The 14854-nt window shown below is 35.9% G+C and carries 11 protein-coding genes; 7 read left to right on the top strand and 4 right to left on the bottom strand.

What is annotated here, in order from left to right; genetic code table 11:
* Window positions 1-206: 206 nt before the first annotated feature.
* From ACFX5U_RS08720 to ACFX5U_RS08710, 3 genes are all read left to right on the top strand, one after another.
* The gene (locus ACFX5U_RS08720; protein WP_400263134.1) at window positions 207-596 is read left to right on the top strand and encodes a hypothetical protein; all 390 of its coding nucleotides are present in this window, start codon (window positions 207-209) and stop codon (window positions 594-596) included.
* Window positions 597-939: 343 nt separating this feature from the next.
* Window positions 940-1701, top strand: a complete 762-nt coding sequence (locus ACFX5U_RS08715; protein ID WP_400263133.1) for a helix-turn-helix transcriptional regulator — start codon at window positions 940-942, stop codon at window positions 1699-1701.
* Between the two features lie 492 nt (window positions 1702-2193).
* Entirely contained in the window at window positions 2194-2415 is a 222-nt protein-coding gene (locus tag ACFX5U_RS08710; RefSeq protein ID WP_400263132.1) for a hypothetical protein, read from the top strand.
* 79 nt (window positions 2416-2494) lie between these two features.
* On the opposite strand, the gene ACFX5U_RS08705 is transcribed toward ACFX5U_RS08710, so the two are convergent.
* The 4 genes from ACFX5U_RS08705 to ACFX5U_RS08690 form a co-directional block, all read right to left on the bottom strand.
* The gene (locus ACFX5U_RS08705) at window positions 2495-3748 is read right to left on the bottom strand and encodes a TlpA family protein disulfide reductase (protein WP_400263131.1); all 1254 of its coding nucleotides are present in this window, start codon (window positions 3746-3748) and stop codon (window positions 2495-2497) included.
* A gap of 17 nt (window positions 3749-3765) precedes the next feature.
* The gene (locus ACFX5U_RS08700; protein WP_400263130.1) at window positions 3766-5118 is read right to left on the bottom strand and encodes a RagB/SusD family nutrient uptake outer membrane protein; all 1353 of its coding nucleotides are present in this window, start codon (window positions 5116-5118) and stop codon (window positions 3766-3768) included.
* Window positions 5119-5129: 11 nt separating this feature from the next.
* Window positions 5130-8525: a SusC/RagA family TonB-linked outer membrane protein gene (locus ACFX5U_RS08695; RefSeq protein WP_400263129.1), complete on the bottom strand. Its 3396-nt coding sequence runs from the start codon at window positions 8523-8525 to the stop codon at window positions 5130-5132.
* 97 nt (window positions 8526-8622) lie between these two features.
* Entirely contained in the window at window positions 8623-9327 is a 705-nt protein-coding gene (locus ACFX5U_RS08690; protein ID WP_400263128.1) for a hypothetical protein, read from the bottom strand.
* A 985-nt stretch (window positions 9328-10312) separates the two neighbouring features.
* Between ACFX5U_RS08690 and ACFX5U_RS08685 the strand changes: the two genes are divergently transcribed.
* From ACFX5U_RS08685 to ACFX5U_RS08670, 4 genes are all read left to right on the top strand, one after another.
* Window positions 10313-10933 (top strand): hypothetical protein, encoded by a 621-nt coding sequence (locus ACFX5U_RS08685; protein WP_400263127.1) that lies wholly within the window; start codon window positions 10313-10315, stop codon window positions 10931-10933.
* 34 nt (window positions 10934-10967) lie between these two features.
* Window positions 10968-11195 carry a helix-turn-helix domain-containing protein gene (locus tag ACFX5U_RS08680; RefSeq protein WP_400263126.1) on the top strand — a complete coding sequence of 76 codons (228 nt, stop codon included), beginning with the start codon at window positions 10968-10970 and terminating at the stop codon, window positions 11193-11195.
* A gap of 109 nt (window positions 11196-11304) precedes the next feature.
* Window positions 11305-11484 carry a hypothetical protein gene (locus tag ACFX5U_RS08675; protein ID WP_400263125.1) on the top strand — a complete coding sequence of 60 codons (180 nt, stop codon included), beginning with the start codon at window positions 11305-11307 and terminating at the stop codon, window positions 11482-11484.
* 426 nt (window positions 11485-11910) lie between these two features.
* Window positions 11911-14667, top strand: a complete 2757-nt coding sequence (locus tag ACFX5U_RS08670) for an NB-ARC domain-containing protein (RefSeq protein ID WP_400263124.1) — start codon at window positions 11911-11913, stop codon at window positions 14665-14667.
* Window positions 14668-14854: the final 187 nt, after the last annotated feature.

Here is a 14854-nt window from a genome sequence, read left to right as displayed (position 1 = left end):
ATTGAACGATAAGGAAATAAAAAGAACGATAAAATACAACATGTAACAACAATAATATTTTTACTTGACGAAAATCAGACTGTTACAATCCCGACCATTTCGCGTGCTTAACCATGAAAAACATATAGGTTAAGCATCAAAACACGATTTCAATTGATTTAAAGTGGCTTTTTAATAATATTCAGGTTTACTTAACAAAATATCATATGAAACAAATTTTTGACAACCCAGGTGTCGCTTGGGTTCAGGATGCTTTCCTTGCGTTAACTGGAGTAGAATTTCAAGCAGGTATAGACGAGATCCGTAACGACTTCCCTGCATGGTTGCGAAAGGAATTTTACTTTCTTCCCCATCAGGAGCAGCAACTGGATGAGATACCCGCAAGCTTTCTTGAAAGAATAGCATCCCATATTGCCGATAGTTATGAAAACGGAGAACCCGTACAATTCTATAAGGAAACGCCTCCAACAGACCCAAATCCAGACTTTAAACAACTCGTGGTGCAGGGAATGGACGAAGGATCCACGCTAACCGAAAATAGCAACAAGCCTATAGGACCATTTGCCATCTTCATCCGCTATGTACCCATACCCTAATCATTAGTAAACACAAGCTGTTATTCTTGGGTATGGTCTCGAAATCCCATACCCAAGATACTTAAAACCTGACACCAATTATGAACCTCAATACTCTATTATGGGCGCAACTTTTGAACTGATCAGCATAGGTCCCGAACTGCCCGAACATACCGGTCCGGTCAGTACCGCAACCATCCATCTGCCCGGAGCAGAAACCCGGCATTGGCGCTCGGGCAATACGACATTACAGGAAGAAATCTTACCCACCATTGGTGGTACGGTGTATTGCTATGATTTTCAGATCGAGCACCGTATACAGGCACATGTCAAGGTAAACGAATCGTTCATACAGCTCTACCATATGATGGAAATAACGGGCAAAGGTAAACTGACCCAACAAGGAAGCGCGATCGATTTTGCATTATTGAACCGACGAGGAGTCTACCTATACACCCCTACCGACCACTATACCGTCCAATTGGAAAAAGGCAGGTACCTGGTCTATGGCTTCTGCTTCGACCCTGAAGTGCAGATCGGCACAAACAGCCAATTGAAAACCATATTAAAACCCCTATTGGATGCCTACTATAACAATGGCCAACATCTCGTGGCCAGTATCCCGTTTCGGGCAGAAGAAAATACCCGAGCCAAACACTTCGAGATATTCGAGATGCTGCAGGAAGGCACATCCAGCCAAGCGATCTGCTTCAGCAAAACCCTCGACGATGTATTTGATATCAGCATCAGAAAGCTCATCCCTACATTTGAGATGCATCATCCCAGCCGCATCTTTATCGATAGCGCTCGGGACATGGTCGTACAGCATTTTGCGACCAAAGATGAAGACATTACCATCATGCAGATTGCCTTTAGTTTGCATTGCTATAAAGATTACCTCAATCGACTACATACGAGACATTATGGGATCAACTTCATTAACTACAAACAAGGAATTAGATTGGAAAAGGCCAAAAGATTATTGGAGCAGGATGAAAAAGTGGCCTACGTAGCCATTTGTTGTGGCTTTAAAGACCAAACCTCATTCTGCAGATTCTTTAAACGCGAAACGAATGTCACTCCATTTGCCTATCAAAAGGTTTACAGCATAAAAAATCAGAAATAACGAATTCGGAAGCTTTTTGTGCGGTTTCGGCTAAATGATTGTGCGGTTTCGGCTAATTTCCGCATCCAAAAGCACTTTATCTTTGAGATAAGATGTTTGTTACTCCACTAGTTCTTCGGAATTAGCGGATTTTGAAAAGATAAGATATGGATTATAATTGATTGGTTTAATGCGATTGCGATGAGTGGCTGATTCCTCTAGCTCTTCGGAGCTAGGGGTTTTTTAAAAGACAAATTGAGGATAAGAATTAAAAATAAAGGATATGAACTATATTAAAAGAGGTATCAAAGCATACCGTCGCAAATTTGCGACTTTCCCCGCATATGCGGTGTAGCTATAAAAACTAACCAAGAACAAGCCGCGTTCAGATGGGGTATCAGTTGATTCGCCACAGTAATTTAACGTGCAAAAATTATTATGAAAAAAAATTCAATGCGTATAGGTATACGCATTGAAAAACAAAAATAAATTTCACTTAATAACTTGTCAATTATGGCATTATTCGAATTTACGGGTTCAAACCCATCAAATCCTGCACACTATAGCTTAGCTTCAGGTTCACCATGTGGTATCGTTACTGAACAAATGTGCACATTAGAAGCTGCCAAAGACGCTAATGATAAGCCTGTCATCACCAACGCACTGAAAGATGAAATGATCAATTCCTTGCAGAATCAGGTCAATGGCCCTAACGTATCATTAAAATCTAGGTAGCTTTTTATAAGAATAAAGACATCAGCGTTCGCTAAATTTAGAATAGGGTATGATGATTCATACCCTATATTGTTATACTTTATTCCACTTCTTCAATCACCAATACTTCCTGCTCAGCCATCCCAATGTTTGCAACGATACCATAATTCGCGAGCTGCTCGTTGAGCTGATCCAAATTGTTATAGTCACCAAGTTTTATTACCATTTCACTTTTGACCAAATCCAAAACAGGAGGAAATATCCTATTCATATCGGTCATCACTGCGAGGACCGCACTACCTTCAAAAGTCATCCCATCCAGAGCTACTTTCCCCGTATACGGTATTATTGGACAAGGTTTCAGTATGAGACATTCAATATTCTTCATCATTTTATATGTACGGATACCCAAGAAACGATGTAAATCATTTAGGACTATTCGTGCCTGAGCTGAATCCGTTCGTTGTATTTTGTCCAAACGTTCATAAGAGATTGCATTTTGAGTATACCAGAGATCGCCAAGATTAGCGGTATCAACATAGCGATTTGAGTCTCTTACCTTCAACAGCAAGCGTTCGGGTCTGGGTATATAATCGGACTTTTCTAGCTTAGCCCAAGTCGATAGGACTGCACTGTAGATGGACATATTATAAAACGAAGTCTTTTGCATACCCGTTACACGATCCAATTTCCTTCTAAAGGATTCAAAAGGCACACCATTTTGATAACCAGAAAATGAAATCGCTCCTTTAACTTCCATATCACTCCTACTCAATCCCATTAGGTTTCCTCTACCAAAATCATCTTTTAATGGTAAATCAATCTGTCCTTTTTCATATAAGGCCAAGATATGCTCTTCGGTAATTAACTTACTCCCCGTAATAGCCTGCACTTTTCCATTATACACGAATACGACATGAGGTACACCCCGGTGTGGGAATAGCTCTTTCAAATACACATCCGAATAGATAACGGGTAGATTGACTTTATTTTCCTTGAGAAACTCATTTTGATTAAAGAACTTTTCTAAAGTTACTTTATCCTGCCAAGCAACAATAATAATCTGCACCTTATCTTTCAGTTTATCCTGCAATTTTTGCAGTTTGGGCATTGTCTGTATACAAGTGCCACAAGAAGTATCAAAAAAATCCAAGATGACAACTTTGTTTACTAATTTTTGTAAATCAATCGGTTTTCCGGTACCACGCATCTGCTGCAGCGCACTTGGTGGTACAAAATTATCCCCCACTTGTAAAGCGTTGTTCAAATCTATTTTTTTGCCTGATTGTGCACTGGCGTATACCACTGATACCAACAGCAGACACAGAAGTTTAATAGTTTTAATTTTTCTCATGTTATTTTTTTAAATAATTAACGTACATTCTGTGGTATTTTTCCATTATTGACCACTATCTCTGGAAGTCTATAGGCATATTTACGACTATTGGGTTCCAATTGATAGTCTACACCATGCATCTCCCGCTTTAGTGTTTTTTGAAATCGAGGGTCTAGATTCAATCTTTTCAGGTCAGACCAGCGTCTTCCCCGAAAAACCAACTCCTTTTGTCTTTCTTTTAAGATCAGGGATAATAGCTTTTCGGTATTTCGTTCCGAAACTGCAAGATAGGTATGCTGCACATATCGTTTTTCTCCCAAGGTGTTCAATACTGCTAAAGCGACATCGATTTTACCAGTTCTTGCCGCGGCCTCCGCTTTTATGAGATAAACTTCACTTGTGGTGAGCCCAACGAATAGATTCGCCATTCCATTATCATAACTCCCTTTAAAACTATATGAACCTAATGGATAAGTATTCTCTTGAAAGAAAATAGCCTTCCGCAGATCCGTAGATTCATAGCTTCTATACAGCATCGTATCAACCAAACCATTATTGAGACTCATTGGGCCTGCAGAAGCCGATATAGCCGAAAATAAGACCTCTACATTGAATCGATCAATCGGAAAATCCCTGTATTCATCTAAGTCGTTAAAATCCATCAGGTCACCTTTCAATTGTAAACAAGAATCCGCATAAGCGTAAGCCTGATCAAATTTCCCCATCACCAAATAAGTCCTGGCCAAACCGGCATAAGCACTGGCTCGAAAAGGCCTACCTTTAATCCCTTCGTTAAGTGGCAGTTGATATGATGACTCTTTGTAATCCTTTATAATTTGACCGTAAGTTTCCTGTACCGATGCGCGGACAGAAGGCTCATCAATACCTGGAGTCAATCGTAATGGAATACCCATTTCAGTAGAAGCTGTTGCTACCTGATATGCAGGAGCAAACACTTCCACCAATTGCTGAAAGGCAAATGCGCGAAAGAAATACGCCACCCCCAGTAGGTCTTTAGCTTTCACGGTATTCTTCCCTTCTTTAATAATGATTTCTATAGCTTGATTGGCGTTGAATACTGCTTTGTAAGGTCTTTGCCACTGGGCTACATCATCATAAATCACTTCCATCCATATATAAGTATTACGTTGATCAAAATCTAGCATACTATCGAATGTTTCAGACGCTACATAATATTCATCCGCAGAAAGCTCACCGTTTGCAGGATATCCCATATTCATTGTAGAATAATCATTGAGTAAAAGCTCAGCGTCCTCCAAACTATTCGGAATAACCATTTTAATATCTGGTTTGACTTCTAAAAATTTAGTGCAGCAACAAAAAAGCAATATCGCAGAGATGCCACAGGTGGAAATATATATTTTCATGATTTCTCGAATTAAAGATTAAAATTGACACCTAGGGAAGATTGCAGAGCATCAGGAATATTGAATCCATACTCCGTGTCTATCCCCAACTTATTGCCGCGCCAGATAGTACCAACATTTTGCACATAAGCATATATCCTACAGTTCTTCAATTTAAACGAATTAGCAAATGGAACGTTTATACTTAACTGTATATCCCGCAATTTAATCTGCCCGCCATTTTCCAATAAGGCAGACGAACGCATAAACACTTGACTACCTTGGTCAGATGGGTATTTAAAAGCAGGTACATCAGTTTTCAACTCATCTCCTGGCATTTGCCAACGCAAAGCATAATCCTTGTGCCCGATATCACTGTTTAAGAAAAGTAGATTGTCAAAGGAATTACGCAAGAACTTATGGCCCAATTGATAAGAAATATTCCAAGAAAGCTCCAAAGCTTTATATCGAATACTGTTCCGCCAGCTCCCTGAATACAAAGGCACGGTCGAACCGTAATTTTCAAGATCATGCACTTTCATTGCTAAGATAGCGCTATAATCTTTGGACACCTCCCCATTCAGATAAGCGCGTGCCTCACCCGTTTCAGGATCCAAACCCGCCCACTTATACCCCAAGAGGCTGTACAAATCCATACCTTCAATGGCCGTCCTTGTAGTAGATTGCGCTGAACCGATAAAATCTTTACCATTTTCATTCTCGATATACGATTGTAATACTTTGGTACGGGCATAAGTAAAAACGAAATTATTGTTCCAAGTCCAGTTCTTGCTTTGAATAGGAATAGCATTTAAGGAAATCTCCCAACCTTTGGTGCGAATATTCCCACTATTGATCATCAAGGTCGTAAAACCCGTACTCGGATCGACGCGATCTGGAGCGATCAGGTCTTTTGCATTTTTCACATAATACTCCACACTCCCCGAAAGTTTATTACCTTTTAAGGCAAAGTCAAGTCCTAGATTGGTGATGGCTACCCGCTCCCAACGTAAACCCGGGTTGGGAGGTGTAACGATCGTCCCATAGTTTTCATTGGTGATATAATGTGCTTCACTCTGGATGGAAATAACTGGATAAGCTGAAACACTATTGTTCACATTTCCATTATAACCATAAGTACTTCGTAACTTCAGAAATTCAAATGAGCTGTGTTCCATAAAGGGTTCGCTAGATATTATCCAAGCTCCCCCAAGTGACCAAAAAGGTTGCCCACGATCATTACTTTTAACCCCAAACAGATTGGAAGCATCTTTTCGATACGAACCACTCAACAAATATTTAGTTAAATATGTATAGCCAACATTGGCGAAATATGAATAAAAGTTATTTTGAAATAGTTCATAATGATTTGAATCATCAATCTTAGAAGTTCCAAGCATCCCATTCAACATCGGCAATTGCACACCAAATGGTACAGATATATAGGATCCTGTCTCGGGAACGAATCCATAATATTGACTGGATGTTACATTTTTCTGAATTTCCCGAATCTCTACACCAGAAAACAGGGAGAGTTCATGCCTATCATTCCATTTTTTATGGTATTCTGCACTCCCACGACTTTGATGTGTGCGATTATTCCATTTTATAATTTTTGAATAATCACCTTTAGGAAGATTCCAGATAATCGAATTTTCATCCCAACTGGCAAAACCATTAATAAGTTCTCGTTGTATCATTGAACCAATACCTCTCCAAGTATCGATTTCGGTAGAAGAACGCTGATACGCATACAATAGGCTTAATTTTAAACCAAAATCAAAGTTATAATCGGCCTTCATCGTGGTGAAATACTCATTTATTCTCTGTATTTCCTTCGTCTCATCCAATTCATTCAAAGGATAATATGCCCAATCCAATAAGCGACCGCCGGCTACTGTATCCTTGAAAACGGGGTTTAAACCGCCCATATTTACTTCAAAGGGATTTCCTGCATCATCTGCTAATTGCATATAAGGGTAATTTTGAATACCCTTTGCCAGTCTGTTATACCCAACACCCAACAAGGACTCTTGATTTTCACTTTCAGTATACAGTACACCTATATCCAATACCATATTTTTAATGGGTTTGAACTGGGTATTCGATTTCAGATTCAAACGATTGTTAGAAGAAGTAATCTTATCATTTAAGTTCTTATCATAGCCTACAGAAAAGAGTGTATTAACTTTTTCACTGCCCGATTGTAATTGTGCATGATATTGCTGGTTGAGGGCATTCCGATAGATGTATTTCAAAAAATCATCCCGCAAGTCAGTGTTCTTCATATTTGCAATTTCTTTATCGAACTCCAATTCAGATATATCCTCATTCCTTCTATTATACATGACCCATAGCGCTGGTTGCGGATTTTTGAACTTATTCCTAAACCAGCTGTTGTATTTACCTTGTTCAAACAAATATTGTTGCGCATCGATATAATCGGAAGTTGCCATCTGTGGGTAATAGTATAGATCTGGCTTAGCCTTGATGCTGATATTGGAGTTAAAGCTCAACTGTGTACGTTCATTAAACTTCCCCCTTTTTGTCGTAATCACAATGACCCCATTTCCAGACTGCGCCCCCCATATAGAAGATGCAGCAGCATCTTTCAATACGGTAATACTCTCGATATCATTCGGATTAATATTATTAAAGGCTCCTTTGCCATAGTCAGCATTTCTATTTTCATATGGTACACCATCTATGACGACGAGCGGCCAACTTTCTGACCTCAGGGTGCTTAACCCTCGAACATTTATGTTTAATAAATTGCCTTTATTTTCCGGGTAAATTTTAGAAGACGTTATGCCCGGTACCACATCCTCTAGCCTACTCACGAAATCCGTTGACACTTTTCTATTAAAAAGCTTGTTGTCTACAAATTCAAATGAACCCGTAGCACGTTCTTTCGGGATTTTCTGAAAACCAGTTGATACTACTTCGACTTCTTCGAGTGTATTATCTTCAGGTATCAATTTCACGCTTAATGATACTCCTGCGGTATAATTAAGTTCTTGGCTTTTGAAACCAACGTAACTGAACTTAACGAGTCCCTTTCTATGCTCGACGTTCATGCTGAAGGTTCCATCTTTCTTGGTGGAAGCTCGCCCCTTTTCAGCTTCGACTTTGATGGATACACCTTCGAGTGGTTTACCGTCTACTGCTGATAAAACAGTGCCTTTTAGTAGGTAATCTACTTGTACTTCCGCCTTATTTGCTCCATGTGCATCGTGTACACCTTGTACATCGTGTACATCAGCCTTACTTTCAGCATGTACATCTAGTACAACACCAAACATGGATATGGGCAGTATCAATAATAACATCAACATTTTGCTGATAACCAAAAGGCTTTCGCCTCCTGGTTTTAAGAGCGTCTGGAGATATTTCCAGAGCTTGTTTATATGGTTTATTTTTCTTTTCATAATTTGTTTTTTTAGGCATAACACTCCCCTTACCCTTTTTCAGGTTATATATTACTGTTGTATTACAGGGGGTCAAAAAGCTTATGATCCTTTTTCCTTAAATACTTGCAGCCAATCTATTTTCTATTGATGCTGCCACTAGTCCACGTTTCGTACGCATGATCATCGTTGGCTGCTCTTGCCAGATGAGCTCGACGGACTCTCCGCGTTTGGTTATGATCTGCCGACTGTCTTTCACGATGGAAAGCTTTTCTACTCGGACATCCAACTGAAAGTGTTCGTTCAGATCGTTGAGCATCCGTTGTCGGTATTCTTCCCTTTCTGTATTTGCTGGAACGCTTAGCTCATAATCGTACAGATGCTTTTCACTTTGAGGGCAGATCTTACATGGAATGTATTTGGTTCGTTCGTATCCATAAACGATGATCTGCTCTGTCGGAAAGTTGGCAGGAAGTCCAAGTGCAAACAGGTAGCACTCATAGATAGCCATGTGCGTAAGTGTTATCCGGAGTACATCGCTACGGTCATCACGCACGACGGCACTGTAAGAACTTACCTGTTCTTTGGACGGATTCAGAAACGAATAATAGCGTTCCTTTGGTCTTACATTCACAAGACTCTTCAGTGCATGTGCATGACGTCCTTCATAAGGGACTGGTACTGGTCTCTTCAATAATCGCATGGGTAAATCTGTTATCATAATTGGTTTTTTGATAATTGAAACACATTTGTTAAGCATAATTGAAGACAGTTCTTCCCTTGGGGATAGCGCATAGCTCTCCCCTGTGCAAGATTTTTGCATTTTTTTAGAGTTTAAATTGGTTCCCTTAAGACCTTACTAATTGGACATAGCATTGGCCTTTAAGGAAACCAGGTTAAAAAAATAAATAAGAAAAATGCAATTTTAAGTCTTCGTCAATTGGTTATAATAGGGTCTTCGTTATTGCATAATTAGGGTTAAAGAACTAAACCGACTATCCATTTTTGGTGTATCACAATAAAAGGTGACGACAATAATTTGCTTTAATAAAGGAAAGATTGTACTTTTAGAGTTACGAATTGCAAAAGTAACAACTGATTCCGTTTTATTGTATACAATATTGTCTACCAATAGAATATTATCAGTAACATAAGCCATATTTTGATGGGGACAAGCTGATATTAACCTATCAAGGGTAAGACATCTTTAGTTTTGAGTCTGGTGTATACGCCCTACTTAATTGCTAATGACCTCGCCTTTTGAATTGGTATGAGCTCCTCCTATCCTATTTGGACTATGTTTAAATTTAACGGCTTATTGCGGCGCGCAAAACTTGTTCTTTAAAATTTGGCAAAAGCCGAACCGTGGACTCTGATCCTGGATCAGGTGTGGGATGGTTCTTTGAATGGTGACTTTTCGATTCATCATAATTCTTTTTTATGGTTATGAAACGATGTGACCCTATAAAGTTTAAGGATAGCAACTGGTAAAAAACAATACCAGTACGCGTCCTCGCAACTTAAGTTCATGGTTCCGCCAGAAACCTCCTTTTCATCATAAGATTCAAGGTTGCCACAGAAGTTAACGAGGAACGCCATACTGGAATATATCACGAAGATAGAAAATTCCAGCAATAGGCGATCACTCAATCAACTCGTGGCAATCTGGCGGATTTAGAACGAGTCGACATCGTTAGTGTAGGATTGCTCCATCACTTAGTGTCGCTTTAAATTATAAATCAAAGATAATTAATCATTTCCATTTTTCAAAGTAAAATAAAAAATGGAACTCATATTTTTTTAACATCATGAACATACCTAATTCTTTTATCAAAAATGTGAGTATCGCACGAAAGCATATAGATCTTTCTGAGGAAGACTTGGACAATTTACTTCGTGAAGTCGGGTTAATATACTCTGGCATTGAAACTATGGCTAAAAAATCTGTATCGATAGAGTTAGCTTATCACTTATCAAAAATTTTCAATAAAAACATTGAGTATTTTATTTGTGATCATTTTACTCCCTTAGATTTAGAATACGTCAATACGAAAACCCAAAACTATATTAAACAAAATAAAAAGACGAATAAAGACCCGAAACTAGTAACGAAGTTTATAAATGCTTATGTAATAATATATATAAGAGATTTTGCAAAGGGAACAAAATTTACGAATACGGATATAATCCCAAATCTACCACCTATTTTAAATTTAGAAACCTCGATTGATTGGAGCAGTGGATTACTAAAAGGGCTAGTGAAAAATACAAAAACATATAGAAAATCTCCAGATGATATTGACCCAAAGAACCGAGGAGAAGTAATCTATGTATTAGAAGACCAAGTTCCTGATTCGATAATTGAAAAAGCTATAAAAAAAGTAGATGCGGAATGGTTAATTCAACAGTACGAAAAATCAGACAAATAACATTTGTGATAGTAAAACCACAAAATATTTTTTTATGATTGAAGATATACATTCAGATTTATTTAAAACAATTGGTTCTAACCTTAAAAATAAACGGATAGAATTAAAGCTATCTCAACAGGATCTGGCTGATAAAATCCCTAAAATGGATAGAGCAAAAATCAGTGATATGGAAAATGGTAAAGAGGATTTTGTTTTCTCAAAACTTTTGAAACTATGTGATGCGCTGGAGTTAACATTAATAGAGGTTATAAAAGAATAAAACTGATAAAATACCATCAGGACAAAAAAGAACCGAAGAAGAAGCCTGAGGGGTCCCCTGTCCAAGTTAATGGTAAATGTAATCATTGAAATATTTTAACCTACTTATTATGGCTGAAAAAGGTGAATCCAATACTGAACTAAACAAAAATATATGCATGTTCATCAAACAGAAATACTTTGCCCCATTTAAAATTAATGGTAGAGAAGCTACTCAAAATAAATATGCTGAAGCTTGTGATTTATCATCATCAACTATTTCAAAAATTAACAAAATTTCAAAAGATTAATTTAGATAAATTCTTTACGGAATTTTTAATTGAGTATCCAAGACACAGAGCAGATTTAAAAACAGAATAAGGGGTAAGAATTTTATAAAAACTTTGCTCGAAGCGTGGAAAGATAATCTTGATTATAAAGAATCAAATTTTTGCGTAAAAAATGGCTTCACAACTGAAAAATTGTAAATTGAGAATTAACAACTTCTTATTCCTATACCGCAACAGAATCTGGTAATGGATTTTAATCTGAAACAGAACGCTGGTTATTAGACTTCTGGATTCTGATTATGAAAGACCTGTCATAAAGGGTAGCTTCTAAGAAGCTACCCTTTATATGCGATGGGTAAACAAGAAGGTTTTACCCAACTAACATTACAAAAATAATCATATTTCAAACGTATGATAAATTACAAAATACTAATAAAATAAGATAGAATGTCAAAGTTAAAAGAACACTTTATAAATTCATTCGCTACAGAAATCGGACAGATCAATGGAACTGATTTCGAATATTTATGCAAACCTTTATTTGCTCTTATTACTAGTCAGGATGTTTTGCACAAAGGACATAATTTAGATACTAAACCTGTAGGTTATACTGCAGACTTTATTTCTTCTGATTTAAAAATATTTGGACAATGTGGCACAGATCCTAGCTATTTCACTGATTTTGACAAACCATTTCATGATATAGAAAGAAGTTTAGAAAATCATAAAAGGTGCGATAAAATAATCTTGTTCGCAAATAGAAGAGAAACAGGTGGACAAGTTTCACAACTTAACATCTTAATTAATGCAAGATGGCAAAACCTATTAGTTGACACATATGATTCTGAAAGGATTGCTAATTGTATTTTAAAGCATATGCATAATACTCCATTAGTGGAGGAAATTTTAGAATATCTACCTAAAACTTACGAATATTATAGAATCTTACCTCAAACAAATAAATTACCGTCATTTAAAACTAAATATTTTCAAAGAAAAGAAGAATCAGAAATAGTAGAAAAGTTAAATAAGCAAGATTGTCTTCAAATTTATGGTATTAGTGGAATTGGTAAAACAGAAGTATCAATCAGTGTTGCTAACATACTGCAAGAGGAATTTGATAGTGTCCTTTGGCTTGATGGGAGTTCTTTTGGAACTGAATTTCATAACTTATCTTCAGTTCATATAAGTAAATTCAAAAACACCTTAAATCTTGACTATTTTCTTCAAGAATGTAAGGTTTTAATAATTGTTGACAATCTGAATGTGAAAGTAAAAGATTTTGTTTCACTATTTACAGCTTCTAATAACAATGGTTCAAAATGCCTTATTACTTCACTTCAACGAAATCTAGAATCTATAAGCTCATATAATCTCTCATTTATAGAAACAGAAATAGCAGAAAAAATACTCTTAAGTGCAAAAAATCGACCAAGCGACAGTCAAATAAAAACTATTGTAAGTGAAGTATCGGGTTATCCCTTGGTTCTCAATTTAATCATTTCTGCAATAGACGTTGACGATTTTTCATGGAACGATATTATTAACGAATTAACAAATCTAAAAGATTTTCCCGATTCAAAAAACAAAAGATTATCTGAAAGAATTATTGGAAAGTTCAAAAGTGTCATTAGTAATGAATTACAATGGTTAAAGCAGATAAATAATAGAAAAATTAGTAGACATTTTTTATCAGAAACTATAGGTAAAAAAAGTGTTTTAGAACTCGAAAAACGATCATTAATCAGAATTGAGGATTCATTCTTTTTTGATACACATCAATTAATTCTCGATTCCATTATATCTGAAATCACAATAGAGAATAATATATTTATTTTAGTAGGCCTAGAAAAATATTTATCCAAATTCAACGAAATAAAAAATATTGACTATTTCCATTTCTTGTTGAATCATAACAGTTTAGTTCGAGAAATTTATGCAGGGATATCTTTTACAAAAAATTTAAAGAAAACCATTCTTTATGCACTAATACAAGCAACTGACTCCTTTAATTCTGCAGTGTGGTTTCTTAAAGAGTTAAACCAAATAGAATATGAACCTAAAATAAATTATTACGATCTATTATTACTCATCGAAAAATCAGAAATTGAGTTATATCAACTTGACAAATCCTCTGATGTTTATCGAGATAAATGTCAAGAAATAATTAATGAATTAACAGAAGTATTAAATGATGTAAAAGAATCAAACTTCAAAATCGTATTGAATCACCATATTGGGAAGTTTTTCTCAAGACTTAAAGATGAAAAAAAAGCAATTGAGTATTTCAACAAGGTAATAGCAGAAGACATTAATGCAGATTATAGCAGATTGCAACTGGCAAGAATTTACCTAAATAAAAAAAACATTGAAAACGCAAAAGACGAAATTAAAAAGGTCTTTTCTAGGGAGATAGATTTTCAAAATCAGTCATTATCAATTTTACTTTCATTCTATGAGCTATTATCTCGTAACGAATTACAAAATGAGAGAACTAAATTTCTTGATGATAGAATAGAATCATTTATAAAAGTAATACTCAATTCAATTGACTCTAATTTTGAACAACCATATATGGTTCTTGAAAAATTATCAAGCCATTTAGGCTATTTACAAAAGGAATCATTCAATGAAATTTGTGAGGCATTGCCTTTTCCTTCAAATATTGATGAAAATAAAAGATTAAGATTAGCATTTGCTAGAATAAAACTTAGTCAATATAAAATGTTGAAATACTCTGACCAGTTATCTAAAGATAATATGGAGGTAGTTTTAAGTGTTGCTGAAAAGTATTTTAACTCAATTAAATTTGAAAATGATATCGAAAGAAAGCAACAACTTGACCTTTATATTGCTTCTGAACAATATGACAAAGCTCTAGAATTTGCAGAAAAGTTTGAAGATAAAAATGAGCCGTTTTATTTACAGAATTTAAGTAAAATATTGCGTGGCAAAAATAATTTAGAAGAAGCATTAATATCTATTGAAAAAGCATTAATTAATGACAAAGTTGTGGCTAATTATTATAAAGCTGCTTTTCTGAATGATAAAGCTGAAATATTGTTTATGAAACGAGATAGATCCTGTATTGAAACTTTGAAAGATGCTATTAATAACCAAAATACAGAAAGGACAAAATTAAGCTGGAAAGCTAAAAAAGAAAAATGGCTAGCAGATTTTGAGAAAAGAGAAAATGAAAAATAAGTTATCAATTCATTTTAAAAACCACACTATAGGTCATTCTTAATTAGATTGACAAGGTAATGATATCTTTAGAACCAAAATTTTATGGAAAAATGTATTTATAGGAGATCCATTAGATAATCAATTGAAAACGAAAATTTCAATGTTGTTTATAAAACCGAGGAATATTATAAAGGAGAAGCAAGCC

Source organism: Sphingobacterium sp. SG20118, assembly GCF_044740685.1.
Taxonomy (GTDB): domain Bacteria; phylum Bacteroidota; class Bacteroidia; order Sphingobacteriales; family Sphingobacteriaceae; genus Sphingobacterium.
This window is presented reverse-complemented; position numbering and strand designations above follow the sequence as displayed.